Source organism: Arthrobacter sp. NPDC056727 (assembly GCF_042790555.1).
GTDB lineage: Bacteria > Actinomycetota > Actinomycetes > Actinomycetales > Micrococcaceae > Arthrobacter.
In genome coordinates this window covers 1-21580 of sequence record NZ_JBHTZA010000002.1, presented here as the reverse complement: position 1 = coordinate 21580, position 21580 = coordinate 1, and the positions used below count along the sequence as shown (strand labels likewise).

Here is a 21580-nt window from a genome sequence, read left to right as displayed (position 1 = left end):
GGTGAGGGTGAGGGCGGAGTTTTTGTACAGATAATGGCCGCTAAAGGGCCTCGAACCCGCGACATCTGTACAAAAACTCCACCCTCGGGGGTCAGCCGAGGTTCGCGACGCCCGGGTAGAGGGGGTGGGCTTCGGCCAGTGCCTCCACGCGGTTGCGCAGCCCGGACAGGTCCACGCCGGCGTCGGCGGTCAGCGCCTCGGCGATGATGTCCGCAACCTCGGCGAAGGCGGCTTCGCCGAAGCCGCGGGTGGCCAGGGCCGGGGTGCCAATTCGCAGCCCGGAGGTGACCATCGGCGGGCGCGGGTCGAACGGCACGGCGTTGCGGTTGACGGTGATGTCGATCGCCGCGAGGCGGTCCTCGGCCTGCTGCCCGTCGAGCTCGCAGTTCCGCAGGTCCACCAGCACCAGGTGCACGTCCGTTCCGCCGGAGACCACGGAGATGCCCTTCGCGGTGACGTCGGGCTGGACCAGGCGCTCGGCCAGGATCCGGGCGCCGGCGAGCACGCGCTCCTGGCGCTCCTTGAACTCCTCGGACGCGGCGATCTTGAAGGCCACGGCCTTGCCCGCGATCACGTGCTCCAGCGGACCGCCCTGCTGGCCCGGGAACACGGCCGAGTTGATCTTCTTGGCGACGTCGGCGTCGTTGGTCAGGATGATGCCGCCGCGGGGACCGGCGAGGGTCTTGTGCGTGGTGGACGTGGTGACGTGCGCGTGCGGGACCGGGGACGGGTGCAGCCCGGCGGCGACGAGCCCGGCGAAGTGCGCCATGTCCACCATGAGGTAGGCCCCCACGGAATCGGCGATCCGGCGGAATTCGGCGAAGTCCAGCTGCCGGGCGTACGCGGACCAGCCGGCCACGATGAGATGCGGCTTGTGCTCCTGGGCCAGGCGCTCCACCTCGGCCATGTCGATCCGGTGGTCATCCTCGCGGACCCGGTACGGGATCACGTTGTAGAGGCGGCCGGAGAAGTTGATCCGCATGCCGTGGGTCAGGTGCCCGCCGTGGGCCAGGTTCAGGCCCATGATGGTGTCGCCCGGCTTGATCAGGGCGTGCATCACCGACGCGTTCGCCTGCGCACCGGAGTGCGGCTGCACGTTCGCGTATTCGGCGCCGAACAGGGCCTTGACCCGGTCGATCGCCAGTTGCTCGATCACGTCGACATGCTCGCAGCCGCCGTAGTACCGCTTGCCCGGGTAGCCCTCGGCGTACTTGTTGGTCAGCACCGACCCCTGCGCCTGCATCACCGCGGCAGCGGTGTGGTTCTCCGACGCGATCATTTCCAGGCCGGTGCGCTGGCGGCCGAGTTCGTCGTCGATCTTTACCGCGATCTCAGGATCCAGCTCCGCCAGGTCAGCGTTCAGGCTTGGGGACACGACCTGCTCAAACACCGCGGCCGCGGCCTGTGCCGCGCTCACAGCTCGCCGCCGTTCTTGGCAGCGTAGTCCTCGGCCGACAGCAGCGGGCCCTCGGACTCGGCTGCCACCTTGAACAGCCAGCCGGCACCGTACGGGTCGCTGTTGATCAGGGCGGGATCCTCGATGACCGTCGCGTTGATCTCCGTGACCTCTCCCGTGACCGGGGCGTACAGGTCCGAGACCGACTTGGTGGACTCCACCTCGCCGCACGTCTCGCCCGCGGTCACGGCCGAGCCGATCTCGGGCAGGTCCACGTAAACAATGTCGCCGAGGGCGTCTGTGGCCACGGCGGAGATGCCAATAGACACCACGTTCCCATCCTCCCGGGAAACCCACTCGTGCTCGTCGGAATACTGCAGTTCAGCGGCAACTTTTGCCATGTTTTTTCCTAACTGTTGGAATCTGTTGTCTGGTACAGCGCCTGGCTTGGGTGGCGGCTGAGGGAACTCCTCCGCGTGCTCGGTCGCGTAGGCGCCCGCTGAGCGGACGCGACGCTCCCTTAGACGCACGCTTCCGGAGACCCCTCACCCGCCGCAATCAAGTTCAGTTATGGGGCCAACAGTTCTTCGAAAAGAACCCGTGGCAATCGCCTTCTGACTCCAGCGGCCGTCAGGCTCAGCAACCTCAACCCCCAATGATCGAGCTTGGCGAGGGTACAACTCAGCGGTCTGGTTTCGAGAGGACTCAACCGACGGCGCCCCCTCCCCCAGCACCTTTGGCTTACGAAGGCGCTGGCCCGGGACAGTTCCTACCCAACATCGAAAGTGAGCAGCCGGCCCCCTTAGGGGCTGGCATCCGGAAACGTGCTCCCCACCGTCTCCCTAACCTCGCAAGCTCGGCCAGGGAACCCTGACGGCGTGGGCCCATAAGGGAGCGTCACGTCCGCTCAGCGGGCGTCTACGCGACCGAGCACGCGGAGGATGTCAGCCCCGACGGAGCCGGTGCCGGGAACGGCACTAGGGGGCAGGACTGGTTGGGCTACTTGGAGCGCTTGTAGAAAGGCAGTGCGACGACTTCGAACGGCTCCGCCTTGCCCCGCAGGTCGATGTCCAGTGCCGTGCCGGGTTCGGCGTAGGCGACGTCGACGTAGGCCATGGCGACCGGGTAGCCAAGGGTCGGGCTGGGCTGGCCGGAGGTGACTTCGCCGACCACGTTGCCGTCCTTGAGCACCGGATAGTGCCCGCGGCCGGCGCGGCGGCCCAGGCCCTTGAGGCCCACGAGCTTGCGGCCCGTGGTGGAGCCGGCTCCCGCTTCCTTCTTGGCGGCCAGCGCGGCTTTGCCCACGAAGTCGCCTTCCTTGGACAGCGCGACGACGGGGCCCAGGCCGGCGGCGAACGGGTCGCCCTCGAGGGACAGCTCGTTGCCGTACAGGGGCATCCCTGCCTCGAGGCGGAGCGAATCACGGGAGGCGAGTCCGGACGGCGTCAACTCCCCCTCGTCCGCAATGGCGACGATGGCCTGCCAGAGTCCGGAGGCGCCGTCGTTCTCCACGAAGATCTCGAAGCCGTCCTCACCGGTGTAACCGGTGCGTGCCAGCAGCAGGTTCCGGCTGGCGCCGCCCACCAGGAAGGGAACCTCGACGGCGGCGTAGTACTTCAGCCCGGTCACAAGCCCGTGCTGGGCTGCCGGGACGAGGCGCAGGAGGATCTCCTCGGCCTTGGGACCCTGCACGGCGATCAGCGACGTCTCGGCGGAAGCGTCCTCCACGGTGACATCAAAGTTTGCGGCCCTGTCCGCGAGGGCCGCGGACACCACCTTGGCGTTGCCGGCGTTCGGGACCACCAGGAACCTGTCGGTGCTGTTTTCTGCGCCCCCAGCCGCAGACGGGCGGCGGTACACGATGAGGTCGTCGATGATGCCGCCGTCCTCGTTGCAGATCAGCGAGTACTTGGCCTTGCCGACGGCCATGGCGGAGATCTTGCCGGCCAGGGCGTAGTCGAGGAACGCGGCCGCATCAGGGCCGGTCACCCAGACTTCTCCCATGTGCGAGAGGTCGAAGATGCCGGCCGAGTTACGGACGGCGTGGTGCTCGGCCAGTTCGGAGCCGTACTTGAGCGGCATCTGCCAGCCGCCGAAGTCGGTGAAGGAGGCGCCCAGCTTCTTGTGCTCCTCGAAGAGGGCGGTGTAGTTCTCAGTCATTGAGGAATCCTTTGGGGGTGCTGGTTGGGCAGGCCGAAGTCCGGCTTCGGCCTGCCCAACCACCGGACAAATCTAGTTCTCGAACGCTTCGATCGGAGGGCAGGAGCAGACCAGGTTGCGGTCACCCGCGGCGCCGTCAATGCGGCCCACGGGCGGGAAGTACTTGTCCTGCTTGTGGGTGTGCCCGGGGAAGACGGCCTGTTCGCGCGGGTAGGCGCGGTCCCAGTCGGAGCTGATCGCAGCGGCCGCGGTGTGCGGTGCGTTGCGCAGCGGGCTGTTCTCCACCGTGAAGTCGCCGTTGGCCACCTGGTCGATCTCGCCGCGGATGGCGATCATGGCCTTGATGAACCGGTCGATCTCGCCCAGGTCCTCGGACTCGGTGGGCTCCACCATCAGGGTGCCGGCCACCGGGAACGCGAGCGTGGGCGCGTGGAAGCCGTAGTCGATGAGGCGCTTGGCCACGTCCTCGGCGGTGACCCCTGTCTTCGCGGTGAGTTCTCGCAGGTCCAGGATGCACTCGTGTGCCACGAGACCGCCTTCGCCGGTGTAGAGGACGGGGAAGAAGTCGTTCAGGCTGGCTGCAACGTAGTTGGCGGCGAGGAGCGCGGACTTGGTGGCTTCGGTCAGGCCGGCCCCGCCCATCAGCTTCACGTACGCCCAGGAGATGGGCAGAACGCCGGCGGAGCCATAGCGCGAGGCGGAGATCGGAACGTCGTTGCCTTCGGTCCAGGTGGTCGCGTCGCCTGGCATGAACGGGGCAAGGTGCGCCTTGGCCGCGACGGGGCCGACGCCGGGTCCGCCGCCGCCGTGCGGGATGCAGAAGGTCTTATGCAGGTTCAGGTGCGAGACATCGCCGCCGAACTTGCCCGGCTGCGCCAGCCCCACCAGCGCGTTGAGGTTCGCACCGTCAACGTAGACCTGGCCGCCGGCCGCGTGGACAGCGTCGCAGACCTCGCGGACATCGCCGTCGTACACCCCGTGGGTGGACGGGTAGGTGATCATGATGCACGAGAGCGCATCCTTGTTGGCCTCGATCTTGGCGTACAGGTCCGTGTGGTCGATCGTGCCGTCTGCGGCGGTGGCCACCACCACCACCTTCATGCCGGCCAGCACTGCAGACGCGGCGTTGGTGCCGTGCGCGGAGGCCGGGATCAGGCAGATGTTGCGCTGGTCGTCACCGCGGGAGAGGTGGTAGCCGCGGATCGCCAGCAGTCCGGCGAGCTCACCCTGCGAGCCGGCGTTGGGCTGGATGGACACCTGGTCGTAGCCGGTGATCTCGGTCAGCTGCGCCTCAAGGTCGGCAATCAGTTCGCGCCAGCCCTCGGTCTGGGAATCCGGGGCGAACGGGTGGATCGAGGTGAACTCCGGCCAGGAGATGGCCTCCATCTCTGCGGTGGCGTTCAGCTTCATGGTGCACGAGCCCAGCGGGATCATGGTCCGGTCCAGCGCCAGGTCACGGTCGGAGAGCTTCCGGATGTAGCGCAGCAGCTGGGTTTCGGAGCGGTGCGTGTTGAAGACCGGGTGCTGCAGGTACGCCGAGGAGCGCTCGACGGCGGCCTCCAGGGCGAAACCGTCAGCCGCCTCCACTGCGGTGGCGCCAAAGACGGCCAGGACCCCGGCGACGACGGCCGGCGTCGTGGTTTCATCCGCGGAGATGCCAACGGTGTCGGCATCGATGCTGCGCAGGTTGATGCCCTTCTGCTCGGCCGCGGCGATGATGCCGGCGGCCTTGCCCGGGACGGAAACCGTCACGGTGTCGAAGAAGCTGGTGTGCAGGACTTCCAGCCCGGCAGCGGCAAGCGACGCGGCGAGAACCCTGGCGTGGCCGTGGGCGGTTTCAGCGATCGCCTTCAGGCCCTCCGGCCCGTGGTAGACGGCGTACATCGAGGCGACGATGGCCAGCAGTGCCTGCGCCGTGCAGATGTTGGACGTGGCCTTCTCGCGGCGGATGTGCTGCTCGCGCGTCTGCAGCGCCAGGCGGTACGCCGGAACACCGGCGTTGTCCTTGGAGACGCCCACGAGGCGGCCGGGCAGGGAGCGTTCAAGCCCCTTCTGCACGGCCATGTAGGCCGCGTGCGGACCGCCGAAGAACAACGGAACGCCCAATCGCTGGGCGGAGCCGACGGCGATGTCGGCACCCTGCTCGCCCGGAGGCGTGATCAGGGTCAGGGCCAGCAGGTCGGCGGCAACCGTCACCAGCGCACCGCGCTCCTTGGCGGCGGCGATCACGCCGGAGTGATCGAAGACCCGGCCGGAAACGCCGGGCTGCTGGAGCACGACGCCGTTGATGTCGCCGTCGGGAAGCCCCTGGGAAAGGTCAGCCACTTCCACCTCGAAGCCGAGGGCCTCGGCGCGCCCCCTGACGATCGCAATGGTCTGCGGAAGGCAGTCGGCGTCCAGGACGGTCTTGCCGTCCTTGGCATCCTTGTTCTTGTTCGCCCGGCGCATCAGCAGCACAGCCTCGGCCACGGCCGTTGCTTCGTCCAGCAGGGAAGCGTTGGCGATGGGCAGGCCCACCAGGTCCTGGACCATGGTCTGGAAGTTCAGCAGCGCCTCGAGCCGGCCCTGGGAGATTTCCGGCTGGTACGGCGTATAGGCCGTGTACCAGGCGGGGGCCTCGAGGATGTTGCGGCGGATCACCGGCGGCGTCACGGTGTCGTAGTAGCCCTGGCCGATCATCTGGACCGCGGTCTTGTTCTTGGCCGCCAGCTTTCGGAGTTCGGCGAGCACCTCAACTTCGCTCAGCGCCGGGGCGAGCTCCAGCGCGGAGTCCTGCCGGATGTCGTTGGGCACTGCCGTATCAACCAGCGCGTCGACGGTGTCGTAGCCGACGGCCTTGAGCATTGCTTCGACGTCGGCCTGGCGGCGGGCGCCAATATGCCGGTCGACGAAGGACGAGGAGGCTGAACTAACGGTCAAAAGGAACTCCATAACTAAGGCGGCGCAGGGTACGCCACATTGATTCGGGTTCCTCCCCGCTCTGTATTGGACCTGAGAGTTTCCGCGTAGCCGCGCCTTCGCACAGCCTCGCTTGCACCGTCGGTGAGCACAGCACGCCCTGAACCGTCCGCGCCGAGGCGGGACACTCCAAGCGGGCAGCCTGCTGCTCTCCAGAGTTGCCTTGCCGCGGCGGTACGTGGGCCTGAGAGATTCCTGGGGAGGTTTTGCTCCTACGGCGCCTGCTTGTACCTACTTGCAGGACTCTCCCGCCGCAGATCAAAGGCATATTAAATTGAGCGGTGACAGCTGTCACAGAGGCTATTGTCCTACGCCGGGTTCGCGTCTGCAAACTGTGTCGGCACAGGGCTGACGCGCCCCGCGGCCGGCCGCCACGGCAGGCCTCGATCGAGATCGCCGGAACACTTCCCAGTCGCCGGAACGTTCCGGCGACTGGGATGCTTTCCGGCGATTTCGACGGCGGGCGGCGGGCCCCGCTCCGGCCCGCGCCCACTCGGGAGGCCTACCCCCGCAGCCGGTCAAGGGCGGCAAGGAGGCTCTCGACGTCGGCCGCGGTCTCGGACGGCGTCGCTGCCGGGCCGATGGACAGCATGGCGTTGAAGTAGAGCCCGTCACCCATGTACAAAACGGCCTTGGCCAGGCCCGGTCCCACATCGCGGGCGATCTCGTCGAGCCACCGCTGCTGGATGTGGGCAAACCGGCGCCGGGTCCCCTCATGCGCCACCTCGGCGAGCCTTGTGGCGGCGACGATGGCGCGGTCCAGTGGCGTGTCCGCCCAGACCGACGACTTGATGAAGTAGGCCGCAGCACCCTCGGGAGCCTTAGCCATGGCCCGGGCGTCGGCCTCCGCGAATTCGTCCAGCCGGTCCAGAAGGACGCCGATCAGCGCTTCCTTGTTTGGAAAGTGGTACAGGAGCCCGCCCTTGGAGACGCCGGCGCGCGCGGCCACGGCGTCCAGGGTGGCGGCCCGCTCCCCCACCTCGATCAGCAGGGATTCGAAGGCATCGAGGACTGCGCCGCGGGCGACCGGTTTTCTGGGCATGGCCTCCATCATGCCCCGTTCCGTCGGCAGGTTTATAACTGTACCGTCTAGACGGTACAGTTATTTCATGACCATCCACTCCGTCGCCACCCCGAAGCCCGCCGACGCCGGCCGGGCGTCACACAAGAGCCGCGACTGGTTCGCCCTGGCCCTGCTCATGTTCCCGGTCCTGCTGGTGGCCGTGGACAACACGGCGCTGACGTTCGCCCTTCCTGCGATCGCCCGCAGCCTGGACCCCTCGGGGGTGCAGCTTTTGTGGGTGGTGGATGCCTACGCACTTGTCCTCGCCGGACTCCTGGTGGCCATGGGCAGCCTCGGCGACAGGATCGGGCGCCGCCGGCTGCTCCTGATCGGCATCTCGGGCTTTGCGGCGGTCTCCGCGGCCTCCGCTTTCGCGCCGAACGCCGAATGGCTCATTGCAGGCCGCGCCGCCCTCGGATTCTTTGGCGCCATGCTCATGCCATCCACGCTGTCCCTGATCCGCAACATCTTCCAGGAGCCGGGCAGGCGGAGGCTGGCCGTGGCCATCTGGGCCGCCGGTTTCTCCGGCGGCGCAGCACTGGGGCCGATCTTTGGCGGCTGGCTGGTGGAGCATTTCTGGTGGGGCGCCGTCCTGCTCGTGGCAGTGCCCATCATGCTGCCGCCGCTGTTCCTGGGCCGCTTCCTCATTCCGGAATCCAGGGATCCGAAGCCGGGACGGGTGGATCCGGCCAGCGTTGCGCTGTCGATGCTGACAATGGTGCCGATGGTATACGGCATCAAGGAACTGGCGACGCACGGCCCCGGCCTGGCCTCGTTCGGCGTGATAGCGTTCGGCCTGGCCATGGGCTTTCTCTTCGTCCGCCGCCAGCACACCCTGGCATCCCCGCTGCTGGACATGACCCTTTTCGGGAACCGCGTGTTCAGCACGGCGATCACTGCAAACATCCTGTCACTGTTCTCCTACAACGGCTTCATCCTGTTCCTGGCACAGCACCTGCAGCTGCTCGAAGGCATGTCCCCGTCGGAGTCCGGCACCGCCATGGTGCCGGCACTGACGGCCATGGTGGTGGCCGGGCTGCTGGTGGTTCCGCTGGTCCGGAAGGTGCGGCCGGGCTTTGTGGTGGCGGCGGGACTGGCGCTGAGCGCCACCGGCTACGGCCTCGTCACGTTCGGGAATCACGACGGCGGCCCTGCCGCGCTGCTTGCCGCCCTCCTCGTGCTGGCCCTGGGCGTGGGATCCGCCGAGACCATCTCGAACGACCTGATCCTGGGAGCGGTGCCGGCGGAAAAATCCGGGGCCGCCGCCGCGATCTCCGAAACCGGTTACGAAGTGGGCTCACTGCTCGGCACGGCAGTCCTGGGGTCGATCCTGACCGCGTCCTACCAGCAGCAGCTCGCCCTGCCGGAGGCCGTTGCGCAGACGGTCCCGGCAGCGTCGGCGGAGCAGGCCACGGAAACCCTGGCCGGCGCGGTGGAGCTCGCCGGAACGCTGCCGGCACCGCTGGCAGAGGCACTAACGGCTGCCGCCGGCGCCGCCTTTGATTCCGGAGTCCACATCACCGCGGCGATTGCGCTGGGACTGATGGCCGGAGCGTCGGTGCTTGCCGCCGTCGTACTCCGCCGCATCCCGCGCGCAAGGTAGCCCGCACAAAAGCGGTCAGCCCCGGAGGAATCCCTCCGGGGCTGACCGCTGCAACCGGCGCGGGTGATCCCGCCGGCCGGCTACTTGGTGTCAGGCTGGGTGACGCTGGCCGACGCCTTCATGTTCTCGGCACCGGTCATCCACGCGAACTGCTCAAGCTTTTCAATAAAGGTGTGCAGCAGGTCCGCAGTGGTGGGATCTTCCTCATCCACCTCGTCATGGACTTTGCGCATGGTGCCGACGGCCGCCTCCAGCGCCGCCACAATGCGGTCGATCGCATCCTTGGTGTTGATGAGGCCCTCCGGGAATGCGGGAAGGTTGGTGGCCTTCGCCACGGTGGCGCTGCGCCCGTCCGGCAGGGCATGCAGGGCCCGCATGCGCTCGGCGATGTCGTCGGCAAAGAGCCGGGCGGCGTCGACGATCTCGTCCAGCTGGAGGTGCAGATCCCTGAAGTTGGTTCCAACGATGTTCCAGTGCGCCTGCTTGCCCTGGATGTGCAGCTCGATCAGGTCCGCCAGGACGGCCTGCATGTTGTTGGTCAGTGTCGGTGAAGCCTTCATGAATCCTCCTCGAATGGTCCAGTGGTTTCGACGCTACCGCAGCCGCCCGGACACGGGGAGCTGCGGACCGCAAATTTCACGATCAGCTTACTTACTACTTTGCCCGGCCCCACCTTCGGGACACCAGCCGGTCGGGTCATAAATGATCGGCATTCAAATAACCCTTGCCACAACCGCGCCGTGCATGCATACTAAATGAACGTCATTCATTTAGTGACGGTCGTCTCAATGGAGAAATCATCATCATGATCGAAATAACCTGCCTCAACGCGCCTGCTTCGCTCGCCCGGACAGCGCCGTCCGGACGTCCTGCCCTGAGGGTCGGCGTCGTGCAGCACCGCTGGCACAGCAGCGACGCCGACCTCCGCGCGGAGCTCAACGACAGCATCGACCGCGCCGCCCGGCTCGGTGCCACGGTGGTTTTCCTGCCCGAGCTCACGCTCTCCCGCTACCCCGCCGACCAGGTCCCGGAGAATGACCTGGCGCTGCAGGGCCAGCACCGGCCGCGTCCCTCCGACGAAGCCGAGGACCTGCTGACCGGTCCCACCTTCCGCTTCGCTGCCGAGGCCGCCCGCCGGAACGGCATCACCGTCCATGCCTCGCTCTACCAGCGCGCCGCCAACCCGGACGGATCGGATGACGGCCTGGGCCTGAATACCTCCATCCTGGTGTCCCCGTCCGGCGAGCTCCTGGCCCGCACGCACAAACTGCACATCCCGGTGACCGCCGGATACTACGAGGACAAGTTCTTCCGCCAGGGTCCCGAAGCAGAGGACGCCTACCGGGTCCACGCGCCGGCTGAGCTCGGCGGTGCCCGGCTGGGCATGCCCACCTGCTGGGACGAGTGGTTCCCCGAACTTGCCCGCATGTACTCCCTCGAAGGTGCCGAACTGCTGGTGTACCCGACGGCGATCGGTTCCGAACCGCTGTTCCCGGACTTCGACACCCAGCCGCTGTGGCAGCAGGTCATTGTGGGCAACGGCATCGCCAACGGCCTGTTCATGGTGGTCCCGAACCGCTGGGGCCAGGAGGGCAGCCTGAACTTCTACGGCTCGTCCTTCATTTCGGATCCCTACGGCCGCATTCTGGTCCAGGCGCCCCGGAACGAGTCGGCGGTCCTCGTGGCCGACCTCGACCTGGACCAGCGCAAGGACTGGCTGACGCTCTTCCCGTTCCTGGCCACCCGCCGCCCGGACACCTACGCCCGGCTCACCGAGCCGGTCCGCGCCGGGGAGCCGTTCGGGTCACCCGACGCGTTCCCCAGCCGCTCCCTGACCACCGGGGTGCACGCGTGAGCACGTGGCGGATGCCGGCGGAGACGGCACGCCAGGAGCGGCTCTGGATGGCCTTCCCCACCGGGGGCTACACCCTCGGGGACACCGCCGAGGAGGCGCACGCCGCCCGGTCCGTCTGGGCCGCCGTCGCGAACGCCGCCGTCGAGTTTGAACCGGTCACCGTAGTGGTGGACCCGTCCGACGTCGAAACCGCCGCCCGCTATCTGTCACCTGCTGTCGAGGTGCTGACGGCGGAACTCAACGACGCCTGGATGCGCGACATCGGCCCGACGTTTGTCCTGGACGGCAACGGCACCCTGGGCGCAGTGGACTGGGTCTTCAACGGCTGGGGCGCGCAGGACTGGGCCAGCTGGGACAAGGACTCGCTGGTTGCCGCGGAGGTGGCCGGCCGCTCGGGCGCGCGGCACCGCGTGTCCGAGCTGGTCAACGAGGGCGGCGGCATCCAGGTGGACGGCGAGGGCACGGTGCTGGTCACCGAAACGGTGCAGCTGGACCCGGGCCGCAATCCCGGACTCAGCAAGGCCGACGTCGAGGCCGAACTGGCCAGGACCATCGGCGCCACAAAGGTGATCTGGCTGCCGCGCGGGCTCACCCGTGACTCCGAGCGCTTCGGAACCCGCGGGCACGTGGACATCGTGGCGGCCATCCCGTCCCCGGGCACCCTGCTGGTCCATTCCCAGCAGAATCCTGCCCACCCGGACTATGAGGTGAGCCGGGAAATCATCAGCTTCCTGTCCTCCGCCACGGACGCTGCCGGCCGGGAATGGAACATCATCGAAGTCCCGGCGCCCGTTGCCCTGACGGATCAGGAGGGCTTCGTGGACTACAGCTACATCAACCATGTGGTGGTCAACGGCGGAGTCATCGCCTGCACGTTCTCAGACCCCAATGACGAGAAGGCGCTCCGCATCCTCGCGGACGCCTATCCCGGACGCAGGGTTGTGGGCATCGACGCCCGCGAACTCTTCGCCCGTGGCGGGGGGATCCACTGCATCACCCAGCAGCAGCCCGCTGCCATCTAGAAAGGGCCACCCATGAGCCAAACCACGCGTGAAAGCATCCAGCCGGGCGGGAAGAGCGCGTCCCCGGCCGGCGAAGCAACACACGGCATCACCGGAAAGGGCCTGAAGGGCGGGCAGCTGGGACTTCTCGCCGTCGTCGTCCTGGGCATTTCCTCGGTGGCTCCGGCCTACAGCCTCACCAGCTCGCTGGGGCCCGCCGTCGGGACCGTGGGCGTGCAGCTGCCGGCGATCTTCATCCTCGCGTTCATCCCGATGATCCTCGTGGCCTTCGCCTACCGCGAACTGAACGCCGACTCCCCGGACAGCGGCACCACGTTCACCTGGACAACAAAAGCGTTCGGCCCGTATGTCGGCTGGATGGGCGGCTGGGGCCTGCTCGCCGCCAACATTATTGTCTTGTCCAATCTGGCAGGCGTCGCGGTGGACTTCTTCTACCTCTTCCTGGCCCAGGTGTTCAACAAGCCCGAACTCGCGGACCTGACCTCCAACACGGCACTCAACATCGCCACCTGCCTCACGTTCGTGGCTCTCGCCGTCTGGGTCAGCTACCGCGGCCTGCACGCCACCAAGCTCGTGCAGTACAGCCTGGTCGGTTTCCAGGTCCTGGTCCTGGGCGTCTTCATCGTCATGGCCCTCGCCCACGCAGCATCCGGCGACGCCGGCCCGTCGCTCGCCTTCAGCTGGGACTGGTTCAACCCCGCCAGGATCGAGAGCTTCGAGCAGTTCACCGCCGGCATGTCACTTGCCGTCTTCGTCTACTGGGGCTGGGACGTCTGCCTGACAGTCAATGAGGAAACCAAGGGCGGCAGGGGCACCGCCGGCAAGGCGGGAACCACGACGGCGGTCGCCGTCCTGGCCCTCTACCTCGCCGTGATCGTGGCCACCATGATGGTGGCCGGCACCGGCGCCGACGGCATTGGCCTGAACAACCCGGACAACCAGTCGAATATCTTCGCCGCGCTGGCCTCGCCGGTCATGGGTCCGCTGGCCATCCTGATGTCGCTCGCCGTGCTCTCCGGCACTGCCTCGTCGCTGCAGTCCACCATGGCCTCGCCGGCACGCAGCCTGCTGGCGATGGGTCATTACGGCGCCCTGCCGCCGCGCTTCGCGTCGGTCAGCAAGCGCTTTGGCTCCCCCGGCTTCGCCACGCTGACCGCGGGCGTGATCTCCGGCGGCTTCTACGCCGTCATGAAGGTGGTCAGCGAGAACGTCCTCAATGACACCATCCTGGCGCTGGGGCTGATGATCTCCTTCTATTACGCCCTGACGGCATTCGCCTGCACGTGGTACTTCCGGCACAGCCTGTTCTCCAGCGTCCGCAACTTCTTTATGCGGCTGCTGTTCCCCATGCTGGGTGGACTGGTGCTGACCGTCGTCTTCATCCAGACCGCCATCGACAGCTGGGCGCCCGAGTTCGGCAGCGGTTCGGAGATCTTCGGCGTGGGCCTCGTGTTCGTGCTCGGGGTGGGGATCCTGGCCCTCGGGATCGTCTTCATGCTGGTAATGGCACGGCTGCGGCCGGGCTACTTCCGCGGCGATACCATCCGCAAGGACACCCCGGCGCTGGTGGTGCCCGAATAGCAATCGCTTCCCTGCAGCAGCGGCGATGCCCCGCCTCCCGGCCTGAACTCGTCCGGTGAGGAGGGGCATCGCTGCGGCTCTGCTGCCCTATGGCAGGCATCTCACCAGTAGTGGGCGACGTCGACGACGAGCCGTGAGCCGGTGCCGGGACCGTCCAGCGTGTACACCTTGAACGGCAGCCGGGCGCGGACGCCCAGGCCAAGGGTGGTGTAGCCCTCGAAGCTGCCGGCCCATGCCACCTGCCGGAACGTGTGGTACCCGGACACGTTGGTCACCTCGTTCCGGTTGGCGGGAATGAATGTGGCCTTACCGGTGGCATTGTCATATGCCGGGGAGTTGATGGTGAGCTGCAGGAATGCGCCGCCACGGAGCTTCAGCGGCAGGCCGGAGCCTTCCTGGGCCACCTCGGAAACGTAGCGGACGTTGTAGCCTTTGGCCTTGCCCTTGAGGTCAATCACGAGGCGGTCGAAGCAATAGTGCTGCCCTGTGCGGACATTGGTTATGGCAGCGGTGCTCATGGTCTGGTCTGCCTTCGCCAGCGAGCCCCACACCTGCCCGCAGTAGGAGGCTGCCGAGGCGGAACCCGGAGCCAACAGGCCCAGTCCCACAGCCATGAGGATGACTGTGAGCCAGGCGGGGATTTTTTTCATTTGGCCACCCCTTTCGAGTGAGTGATTCGGATAGCTCCAGAGTAGGAGCACCAAAAGCCCTAAACGAGGGATGTGGCCGGTTCGGGGCGCAACCGTTAATCTCGCAAAAAGCGGGTCACGGGGCCGTAATTACCGCGGCCTTTTTGAGGGCACCGAGAGACGTTCGTACCCCATTCTCCATGCTTCCGTTACCGCTCATAACGGGCCCTTTGCGGGCACAAATGCCGGTATCAGGAAAGCAGGCCGCAAAACGCGAGGCGCCGGCTTCCCAATGGGAGCCGGCGCCTCGCATGGCTTGCGCAGTGGGCTGTCCTAGCCTTCGCAGTCGTGGCAGTACTTCATGCCGTTCTTTTCACGGGCCACCTGGGACCGGTGGCGGACCAGGAAGCAGGAGCCGCAGGTGAATTCGTCGGACTGCTCGGGAACGACGATGACCGTGAGTTCCTCGTTGGAAAGATCGGCGCCCGGAAGGTCGATGCCCTCGGCGGTGTCATTCTCGTCGACGTCGATAACGGCGGTCTGGGCACCGCCGCCGCGGGACGCCTGGAGTGCCTCCAGAGATTCGGAGGGAGACTCTTCTTCTGTCTTGCGTGGGGCGTCGTAATCGGTAGCCATAGCGTTGTTCACTTTCGTTGCTGCACAGCGCCATTCAGGCACCTCAGTGAAGCAGTTTAGGTCATAAAGCGGCAACGTCAAGAATACTGTGGCCAACGCGACACTAATTGGTCTTTTCCGCCTGTTTCAGGGCCTTGCCACCGGCATTTGCCTGGGTTGGAAAGCCACGGTCTGCAGCGACGGCCACCCCGCTCAGCGGAGGCAGCCAGGCCCAGCGCGTGACGTCCTGGAGGGCATCGTTGGCCTGTTCGGCGGTGGCAGGAACCGGCGGGAAGAACAGGGCTTCGGCGAGCGCCGCGCGCATCCGGGTGAGGAACTCTGTCATGGTCATGGCGCCAAGCTATGCGCCAGGTGTTGTGAACAGGTTTCGGCGGCGTCTCCGGTCAGTTAAGTCTCTGTGCAGTTAGTCAGGGCTGCTCAGCCTCCGGGCAGTAACCGCACCTAATCGCGGGACTGGCGGGGCGCCGTCGTCGGTCTTAGCCTTGAGCTGTTCATGGATCCGACCACCGGAGGCACCGCACATGGCGACGAAACTGAACCGCAAGGCATTGGAGCACGCACGCAGCCTCGTTAAGAAGGGGAAAGTGGAAAGGGATGTCCGGGACGACTGGAGCGAACATGCTCCCTCGACAGACGACGAGAACTCCTTCATCGACAAGCACGGCTTTGATGAGTTCTCGAAGTGGCACCTTGGCATCGATAAGGAGAAATCCGAAGGCACCAAGGGCAGCGTGAGCTTTCCGTTCGGGGACTTCAAGAAGGTGCACCGCTGCGCCATTGTTTCCCTGGAAAGCCGGGCGGCGCAGTACAGCCACGATGACATCAGCAAGGCAGCCAAGGACCTGCTGGAGGAGATCGACGCCGATTAGCGGTCTGGCCACGACGAATACCCCTCCGTTCCGGTGATCCGGAACGGAGGGGTATTGGGGTGCCTTGGACGCAGCTCAGCCGCGGTTGTACATAACGTGCTTGGTGCGGGAGAAGTCCTCCAGTGCGTAGATGGAGAGGTCCCGGCCGTAGCCTGAGCCCTTGAAGCCGCCCCAGGGCACTTCGTTGGCGATGACCAGGTGCGAGTTGACCCAGACGGTGCCGAAGTCGAGCCGGCGCGGAACGGACAGCGAGCGGGAGGAGTTGCTGGTCCACACGGAGGCGGCCAGCCCGTAGACGGTCTCGTTGGCCCGGGTGACGGCTTCCTCATCGGTGCTGAAGGTCTCGACAGACACCACCGGGCCGAAGATCTCGGTACTGGTGATCGGGGCGCCGGCGGGCACGTCCGTGACGACGGTGGGCTCGATGAAGTAGCCCGGGCCCTCCAGGGCGTTGCCGCCGACGGCGATCGTGTGGCCTTCCTTGCGGATGTCCTCCAGTGCCGCCAGGACCCGTTCGTAGTGGGCCTTGGAGATCATGGAACCGATCTCGACGTCGTCTCCCGCGCCGGGAGCACCGATCGAAATCTCGCTCACCTCGCGGACCAGCAGCTCGGTGAACCTGGCTGCGACGGACTCGTGGACCAGGACGCGGCAGGCCGCACCGCATTCCTGGCCGCCGTTCCAGAACCCGGCCTCGCGTACGCCCTTGGCCGCCGCTTCCAGATCGGCGTCCTCGAACACGACGACCGGTGCCTTGCCGCCCAGTTCCAGGTGCACGCGCTTGACGGTGGCGGCGGCGCTTCCGGCAACCTTCTGGCCGCTGCCGACGCTGCCGGTGATCGCGACCAGGTCCACATCGGGGTGCTCGGAAATCCGGTTGCCCACCACCCGGCCGGAGCCGGTGACGATGTTCAGGACACCGACCGGAACCTCGTCGGCGATGAGCTCGGCCAGCTTGAGCGTGGTCAGCGGCGTCTGCTCCGAGGGCTTGAGCACCAGGGTGTTGCCGGCAGCCAGGATCGGGGCAATCTTCCACGCGGCCATCAGCAGCGGGTAGTTCCAGGGCGTGATCACGCCGACGACGCCGACCGGCTCGCGGAAGATCACCGAGGTGTGGTTCTCGGCGTAGTCGTCCGCCCCGAGCGTGGTAAAGGCCCGGGCGGCGCCGGCCGAGAACCTGAAGGTGTCGACCGCGCTGGAGATGTCGTCCTCGGCCACAGCAGCGGGCTTGCCGGTGTTGGCAGCTTCGAGGGTTTCGAGCAGCTCGCGGTTGTCCTCGATGATGTCCGCGATGCGAAGCAGTACCGCCGAGCGGTCCTTGGGCGTCTTCGCAGCCCAGTCCGCCTTGGCCGCCACGGCAGCGGCGACGGCGGCGTCGACGTCCTCAACGGAACCGGAGGGAACCTGCATGATGGTTTCCTCGGTGGCCGGGTTCACCACGTCGGCGGTTGAATCCGTCGTCGAAGCGACGAACGCCCCGCCGATGAACTGGCCGAATGGAGGCAGGGAGGGCGCGGGGGCGTCTCCCGTCCGGCGGACGGTGAACTGTGCTGTTTCTGTGGTGGTCATGTTTTCCTTCAGTCCTGTCTTAGCCAGGGATGTGCCTGGTTGGCGTGCCTACTTGACGGCGGCAGTGATTGACTTTTCGGTCTCGTGTTCCCAGAACTCGGCCCCTTCGATGCCCAGTGCCTTGGGGTCGAAGGTGGGGTTCAGTCCCAGCTTCCGCTGGCGTTCGTAGTCGCGGTAGATCTTGCGGACCAGCGGGAACAGGAAGGCCAGGCAGATGAAGTTGACCCAGGCGATGAGGCCCAGCCCGATGTCGCCTGCTGCCCAGACCAGCTGCGCGTTCACTACGGATCCGAAGAACACGATGGCCATGGTTCCGACCTTAAGGACGGTCTTCCATCCATGCCCGTTCCTGCCATCCAGCAGGTAGAGGAGGTTGGAGTTGGCGACGTAGAAGTACGCCAGCAGGCAGGTGAAGCCGAAGAGCAGAACGGCGACCGAGACGAAGCCGGCTCCCCAGCCCGGCAGCAGTGTGTCGATGGCTTCCTGCACCCAGTTGGCGCCGACGGGCACGCCCGGCATGTTGTTGACGATGTAGCCGCCGGAACCGTCCGAGACGTTGTACTTGCCGGAGACCACCATCATCAGGCCGGTGGCCATGCAGATCAGCAGCACATCGATGTAAATGCTGAACGTCTGGACCAGGCCCTGCTTGCCCGGGTGGGAAGTTCGCGCAGCAGCGGCCGCGAACGTTGCTTCACCCAGGCCGTTGGACGAGGCGAAGACTGCCCGGCGGACGCCCCAAGCCACGGCAGCGCCGGCGATGCCGCCCAGGACCGGGTGGATGCCCACCGCGGACTGGAAGATCAGGGCAACGGCCTGCGGAACGCTGCCGATGTTGATGCCAATGACCGCCAGCGCCAGGATCAGGTAGCCGATGGCGAGCATCGGGACCAGTGCCTGGGTGACCTTCACCAGGCGCGTGGTGCCGCCAAAGATGACCAGGGCGATCAGCACGGTGACGAGCACGGCGGGGATCCAGCTGTCCAGGCCGAAAGCCAGTTTGGCACTGGCCGCGATGGTGTTGACCTGCAGTCCGGGGAAGACGAACCCGTAGCCGATGACTCCAAGCACTGCGACGAGCGCGCCCACCTTGGGCAGCTTCAGTCCGTACTTGATGTAGTACGGCATGCCGCCGATGTCCTCGTTGGCATTGCGGCGGTCCTCGTCCTGCACCTGGCGCTTGAACGTCTGGGACAAGGCTGCCTCCGCGTAGCCGACGGTGCATCCGACCAGGCCGGTGACGGCCATCCAGACGAGCGCCCCCGGGCCGCCGGCGCTGACGGCGGTGGCAACGCCGGCGATGCTGCCGACGCCCACCCGGCTGGCGAGCGCCAGTACGAGGGCCTGGAATGAGGACAAGCCCCCTTCGCCGCCTTCGCTTTCCTTGAGCTGCCGGAGCATGTCCGGGATCCGCCTGAACTGCACGCCCTTGGTGGCAACCGAGTAGGCGATCCCGAGCCCGAGCACGACGTAGGCCATGGGGGCCCAGATCGCGTCGGAAACGCCGGACAGGAACTCCGCGAAGTCACCCATCGCTTATCCCACCGGCTGCTTCAGGGCGGCCAGGGCCTGCTGGACCTGTGCGAGGTCTTCGGCGTTGAGATCAGCCGTGGGGCGCCGGGGCGAGCCCGCCGGAAGGCCCTGCAAGGTAAGGCCGGCCTTGACGGCCGGGATGAAGGGCACGGAGAGGAGGGCGTCGATGACCGGATAGACCTGCTTCCACAGCTCCAGGGCCCCGGTGAGGTCGCCTTCGGCGATCAGGCGGCTGACGGCGACGATTTCGTTGGGGACGACGTTGGCGGTGCCTGCCATGACGCCGGCTGCGCCTTCGACAAGGGCGCTGTAAAGGTAGACGTCCCAGCCGATGAAGGTGCCGATGACGTCGGAGTGGTGGTGGATCAGCTGCAGTGCCTGTTCCCAGTTCGCGCTGGAGTCCTTGATGTACTTGATGTTCTCGACGTCTTCGGCCAGGGCGCGGACGGTGGCCGGGTCCAGGTTCACGCCGGTGACGGCCGGGATGTTGTAGAGCATGACCGGGATGGTGACGGAGCGGGCGACGTCCTTGATGTACGTGACCGTTTCCTCCAGGGACAGCGGCTCGTAGTACGGGGTGATCAGCATCAGCACGTCAGCGCCGGCCTTCTCGGCGGCCTGGGACAGGCGGATGGCCTCGTCCGTCGAGGTGGCGCCGGTGTTGGCGATGACCGGGACGCGGCCGTTCGCCTGCTCGATGACCGTGGTGATGAGCAGCAGCCGCTCCTCGGAGGACAGCGCACCGACCTCGCCAGTTGAGCCGGCAGCGACGACGCCGTCGACGCCGGCCTCGATGGAGCGGTCAACGATGCGGCGCAGGGTGTCGACGTCGATGGAGCCGTCCTGGGCGAAGGGGGTGGAGAGTGCGGTCAGGACACCGCGGAGGTCGTTGGACATGAAATGGTTCCTCTTCTTAAGTACGGGGTGGAAAACGAAGGTCGGGTTTAGGCGGCTGTCGGATTCAGGCGACGATCGAGAGGCCGGAATGCGGCGCCGCCTGGCGGTGCGTGGCCAGCAGGCTGGCGGCTTCCTGTGCTGCCGAGAACCCGGTGGTGATGGAGCTTTCGGTGTAGAGGGTGCCGAGGTAGTCGCCCGCCAGGAACACGCGGTCGGTGCCGCGCATGAGGGTGGACTGGATCTTGGCCCGGCCGGGGAAGCAGTAGGGGGAAGCGACCTTCCACCGGTCGGTCTTGGCCTCGACGACGCTGTCGGCGAACCCGTGGCCCAGGACCTGGTCAAGGTCGGTGAGGTGGGTCTTGATGACTTCCTCGTCACTCTTGTCCAGCAGGGCCTTTCCGAGGCTGGCCGGTGAGAAGGTCATGAAGCTGCCGCCGGGCTTCCGTACCGATTCGGTGCCACGGACGATGCTTGCCTGGTTCAGGGCGATCGCGAAGGAGCGCTTCGGGGCCGCGATGGCGTAGATGTCGTCCCAGGGCCGCGCCGAGGTCTCGTTGGTCAGGAAGGCCGTGCTGACGTGCGGGCCGTATTTGATCTGGCCCAGCGCACCGCGCAGGTCCTCCGGCAGGTCCACGCCAATCCGGTGCGTCACATCTGCCGTGGTCGCCAGCACGACGGTGCGGGCTTCCACCTCGTGCTCCACGCCGCCCTGGATGTACCGGACTACGACGGATTCTTTCTTGTGCACGACCTCCTGCACCGCGGCGCCGAGCTGGACGCGGTCTCCAAGGGAGGCCGCGACCGATTCGGTCAGGGTGGACGGGCCGCCAACGATGCCCTGGCTGAGGCCCTGGCCGATGCCAAGCACCAGGCTGAAGTAGCCGATGCCCGCGCCTGCGGAGATCTGGTCCATGTCACCGGCCGAGCGGGTGACGGTGGTCTTGAACAGTGCGGCCGCGTCCTCGGACAGGTTTCCGATGAAGTCCTGGAACGAGCTGTTGTTTTCGAAGTCATAGATGCGCTGCTGCCGCATTGCGCCGGACTCCCCCGCGCGCTTCCGGACCACGCCGGTGTACTTGGCGACGCCGCTGACAACCTTCATGCCGGCCCGCAGGGTGTCAATGCGGGAGGACAGCGACATCGGAATGCGGAACGGGTAGGTGGCGATGTGCCCCTTCCGGATGAACTTCCCGTTCATCGACAGGGCCTGCAGCGAGCCCGGAATGTTCACGGAAGTCACGCCGACCTCGTTGAGCAGGGCATCGGTGGAAGATCCGGGCCCGGCGAAGACGTGTCCGCCCCAGTTGAGCCAGTAGGCACCGCGGCGCTCCGAGCGGATCCGCCCGCCGACACGGTTCTCGGACTCCAGGACCACGGTGTCCCAGTGCCGCAGCCGCCATGCTGCCGACAGGCCGGCGAGTCCGGCACCGACGATGACTACATCTTTCATGATTTGAACCTTCTTACTCAGGGAATCCAGGTGCCGGCCGGTGGGGGCCAGGAGGCATCCGGTGTGGAACGTATGCGGTGGCGGCCGCCTGAACGCTTCTTCCTTGGCAGCGCTGGCGGGCTTCGCCGGGTGTTGGGTAACCGTTTGTACTCAGGAGCGGGGTGTGCCCCTAGTCACACCATTAAAGATACATCATTGTATGATTAATGCAATAGCATTTTTGCGGACGCACCAAAGTGCCACGAGAGAACGCCGGAGGGGTCGGACCAACACGATTGGCTGTGGCCTACGGCGTGGCGGCAGATCCGCCAAAGTGCACCACAACGACGCCGGCCGGTCACCTCACAAGGTGACCGGCC

General features: G+C 66.5%; 18 protein-coding genes and 1 riboswitch. Of the genes, 5 read left to right on the top strand and 13 right to left on the bottom strand.

Annotated elements, in window-relative coordinates; all coding sequences use genetic code 11:
• Positions 1 to 91: 91 nt before the first annotated feature.
• From glyA to ACFRAH_RS01875, 5 genes are all read right to left on the bottom strand, one after another.
• Positions 92 to 1417 carry a serine hydroxymethyltransferase gene (gene glyA / locus ACFRAH_RS01895; protein WP_377989224.1) on the bottom strand — a complete coding sequence of 442 codons (1326 nt, stop codon included), beginning with the start codon at positions 1415 to 1417 and terminating at the stop codon, positions 92 to 94.
• The gene (gene gcvH, locus ACFRAH_RS01890) at positions 1414 to 1797 is read right to left on the bottom strand and encodes a glycine cleavage system protein GcvH (protein WP_377989223.1); all 384 of its coding nucleotides are present in this window, start codon (positions 1795 to 1797) and stop codon (positions 1414 to 1416) included. Before gcvH ends, glyA begins: the two co-directional genes overlap by 4 nt.
• Positions 1798 to 2395: 598 nt before the next feature.
• Positions 2396 to 3556 carry a glycine cleavage system aminomethyltransferase GcvT gene (gene gcvT / locus ACFRAH_RS01885; protein WP_377989222.1) on the bottom strand — a complete coding sequence of 387 codons (1161 nt, stop codon included), beginning with the start codon at positions 3554 to 3556 and terminating at the stop codon, positions 2396 to 2398.
• 72 nt (positions 3557 to 3628) lie between these two features.
• Positions 3629 to 6487 carry an aminomethyl-transferring glycine dehydrogenase gene (gene gcvP / locus ACFRAH_RS01880; protein ID WP_377989221.1) on the bottom strand — a complete coding sequence of 953 codons (2859 nt, stop codon included), beginning with the start codon at positions 6485 to 6487 and terminating at the stop codon, positions 3629 to 3631.
• Between the two features lie 189 nt (positions 6488 to 6676).
• Positions 6677 to 6775, bottom strand: a riboswitch (glycine riboswitch).
• Between the two features lie 241 nt (positions 6776 to 7016).
• Positions 7017 to 7556, bottom strand: coding sequence for a TetR/AcrR family transcriptional regulator (locus ACFRAH_RS01875; RefSeq protein WP_377989220.1), 540 nt, complete (start codon positions 7554 to 7556; stop codon positions 7017 to 7019).
• Positions 7557 to 7623: 67 nt separating this feature from the next.
• On the opposite strand from ACFRAH_RS01875, the gene ACFRAH_RS01870 reads away from it, so the two are divergent.
• Complete coding sequence (locus tag ACFRAH_RS01870) at positions 7624 to 9180, top strand: MFS transporter (RefSeq protein ID WP_377989219.1); 1557 nt, start codon at positions 7624 to 7626, stop codon at positions 9178 to 9180.
• 80 nt (positions 9181 to 9260) lie between these two features.
• Here the strand turns inward: ACFRAH_RS01870 and ACFRAH_RS01865 are convergent, their stop codons facing one another.
• Complete coding sequence (locus ACFRAH_RS01865) at positions 9261 to 9740, bottom strand: Dps family protein (RefSeq protein ID WP_377989218.1); 480 nt, start codon at positions 9738 to 9740, stop codon at positions 9261 to 9263.
• 245 nt (positions 9741 to 9985) lie between these two features.
• On the opposite strand from ACFRAH_RS01865, the gene ACFRAH_RS01860 reads away from it, so the two are divergent.
• From ACFRAH_RS01860 to ACFRAH_RS01850, 3 genes are read left to right on the top strand one after another with little or no spacing between them, the layout of a single operon-like run.
• Entirely contained in the window at positions 9986 to 11035 is a 1050-nt protein-coding gene (locus ACFRAH_RS01860; protein ID WP_377989217.1) for a nitrilase-related carbon-nitrogen hydrolase, read from the top strand.
• A gap of 11 nt (positions 11036 to 11046) precedes the next feature.
• Entirely contained in the window at positions 11047 to 12057 is a 1011-nt protein-coding gene (locus tag ACFRAH_RS01855) for an agmatine/peptidylarginine deiminase (RefSeq protein ID WP_377989503.1), read from the top strand.
• Positions 12058 to 12069: 12 nt separating this feature from the next.
• Positions 12070 to 13638 (top strand): APC family permease, encoded by a 1569-nt coding sequence (locus tag ACFRAH_RS01850; RefSeq protein ID WP_377989216.1) that lies wholly within the window; start codon positions 12070 to 12072, stop codon positions 13636 to 13638.
• 101 nt (positions 13639 to 13739) lie between these two features.
• Here ACFRAH_RS01850 and ACFRAH_RS01845 read toward each other — a convergent pair whose 3' ends face one another.
• The 3 genes from ACFRAH_RS01845 to ACFRAH_RS01835 form a co-directional block, all read right to left on the bottom strand.
• On the bottom strand, positions 13740 to 14288 hold the full coding sequence (locus ACFRAH_RS01845; protein WP_377989215.1) for a hypothetical protein: 549 nt from the start codon (positions 14286 to 14288) through the stop codon (positions 13740 to 13742).
• 312 nt (positions 14289 to 14600) lie between these two features.
• A complete protein-coding gene (locus tag ACFRAH_RS01840) occupies positions 14601 to 14903 on the bottom strand; it encodes a DUF4193 domain-containing protein (protein ID WP_377989214.1) in 303 nt (100 codons plus the stop codon).
• Between the two features lie 103 nt (positions 14904 to 15006).
• Positions 15007 to 15234: a hypothetical protein gene (locus ACFRAH_RS01835; RefSeq protein WP_377989213.1), complete on the bottom strand. Its 228-nt coding sequence runs from the start codon at positions 15232 to 15234 to the stop codon at positions 15007 to 15009.
• A 190-nt stretch (positions 15235 to 15424) separates the two neighbouring features.
• On the opposite strand from ACFRAH_RS01835, the gene ACFRAH_RS01830 reads away from it, so the two are divergent.
• A complete protein-coding gene (locus ACFRAH_RS01830) occupies positions 15425 to 15772 on the top strand; it encodes a hypothetical protein (protein ID WP_377989212.1) in 348 nt (115 codons plus the stop codon).
• A 75-nt stretch (positions 15773 to 15847) separates the two neighbouring features.
• Here ACFRAH_RS01830 and ACFRAH_RS01825 read toward each other — a convergent pair whose 3' ends face one another.
• The 4 genes from ACFRAH_RS01825 to ACFRAH_RS01810 form a co-directional block, all read right to left on the bottom strand.
• Positions 15848 to 17341 carry an aldehyde dehydrogenase family protein gene (locus tag ACFRAH_RS01825; protein WP_377989211.1) on the bottom strand — a complete coding sequence of 498 codons (1494 nt, stop codon included), beginning with the start codon at positions 17339 to 17341 and terminating at the stop codon, positions 15848 to 15850.
• A 48-nt stretch (positions 17342 to 17389) separates the two neighbouring features.
• Positions 17390 to 18874 carry an alanine/glycine:cation symporter family protein gene (locus ACFRAH_RS01820; RefSeq protein ID WP_377989210.1) on the bottom strand — a complete coding sequence of 495 codons (1485 nt, stop codon included), beginning with the start codon at positions 18872 to 18874 and terminating at the stop codon, positions 17390 to 17392.
• A gap of 3 nt (positions 18875 to 18877) precedes the next feature.
• Positions 18878 to 19771: a 4-hydroxy-tetrahydrodipicolinate synthase gene (dapA, locus tag ACFRAH_RS01815; protein ID WP_377989209.1), complete on the bottom strand. Its 894-nt coding sequence runs from the start codon at positions 19769 to 19771 to the stop codon at positions 18878 to 18880.
• A 64-nt stretch (positions 19772 to 19835) separates the two neighbouring features.
• A complete protein-coding gene (locus ACFRAH_RS01810; protein ID WP_377989208.1) occupies positions 19836 to 21221 on the bottom strand; it encodes a protoporphyrinogen/coproporphyrinogen oxidase in 1386 nt (461 codons plus the stop codon).
• Between the last annotated feature and the right edge of the window lie 359 nt (positions 21222 to 21580).

What these genes read in the sequence shown, in the direction of transcription:
- gcvH (WP_377989223.1), bottom strand. Translation starts at nt 1,797, where the DNA reads ATGGCAAAAGTTGCCGCTGAACTGCAGTATTCCGACGAGCACGAGTGG.
- gcvT (WP_377989222.1), bottom strand. Translation starts at nt 3,556, where the DNA reads ATGACTGAGAACTACACCGCCCTCTTCGAGGAGCACAAGAAGCTGGGC.
- gcvP (WP_377989221.1), bottom strand. Translation starts at nt 6,487, where the DNA reads ATGGAGTTCCTTTTGACCGTTAGTTCAGCCTCCTCGTCCTTCGTCGAC.
- ACFRAH_RS01875 (WP_377989220.1), bottom strand. Translation starts at nt 7,556, where the DNA reads ATGCCCAGAAAACCGGTCGCCCGCGGCGCAGTCCTCGATGCCTTCGAA.
- ACFRAH_RS01870 (WP_377989219.1), top strand. Translation starts at nt 7,624, where the DNA reads ATGACCATCCACTCCGTCGCCACCCCGAAGCCCGCCGACGCCGGCCGG.
- ACFRAH_RS01865 (WP_377989218.1), bottom strand. Translation starts at nt 9,740, where the DNA reads ATGAAGGCTTCACCGACACTGACCAACAACATGCAGGCCGTCCTGGCG.
- ACFRAH_RS01860 (WP_377989217.1), top strand. Translation starts at nt 9,986, where the DNA reads ATGATCGAAATAACCTGCCTCAACGCGCCTGCTTCGCTCGCCCGGACA.
- ACFRAH_RS01855 (WP_377989503.1), top strand. Translation starts at nt 11,047, where the DNA reads ATGCCGGCGGAGACGGCACGCCAGGAGCGGCTCTGGATGGCCTTCCCC.
- ACFRAH_RS01850 (WP_377989216.1), top strand. Translation starts at nt 12,070, where the DNA reads ATGAGCCAAACCACGCGTGAAAGCATCCAGCCGGGCGGGAAGAGCGCG.
- ACFRAH_RS01845 (WP_377989215.1), bottom strand. Translation starts at nt 14,288, where the DNA reads ATGAAAAAAATCCCCGCCTGGCTCACAGTCATCCTCATGGCTGTGGGA.
- ACFRAH_RS01840 (WP_377989214.1), bottom strand. Translation starts at nt 14,903, where the DNA reads ATGGCTACCGATTACGACGCCCCACGCAAGACAGAAGAAGAGTCTCCC.
- ACFRAH_RS01835 (WP_377989213.1), bottom strand. Translation starts at nt 15,234, where the DNA reads ATGACCATGACAGAGTTCCTCACCCGGATGCGCGCGGCGCTCGCCGAA.
- ACFRAH_RS01830 (WP_377989212.1), top strand. Translation starts at nt 15,425, where the DNA reads ATGGCGACGAAACTGAACCGCAAGGCATTGGAGCACGCACGCAGCCTC.
- ACFRAH_RS01825 (WP_377989211.1), bottom strand. Translation starts at nt 17,341, where the DNA reads ATGACCACCACAGAAACAGCACAGTTCACCGTCCGCCGGACGGGAGAC.
- ACFRAH_RS01820 (WP_377989210.1), bottom strand. Translation starts at nt 18,874, where the DNA reads ATGGGTGACTTCGCGGAGTTCCTGTCCGGCGTTTCCGACGCGATCTGG.
- dapA (WP_377989209.1), bottom strand. Translation starts at nt 19,771, where the DNA reads ATGTCCAACGACCTCCGCGGTGTCCTGACCGCACTCTCCACCCCCTTC.
- ACFRAH_RS01810 (WP_377989208.1), bottom strand. Translation starts at nt 21,221, where the DNA reads ATGAAAGATGTAGTCATCGTCGGTGCCGGACTCGCCGGCCTGTCGGCA.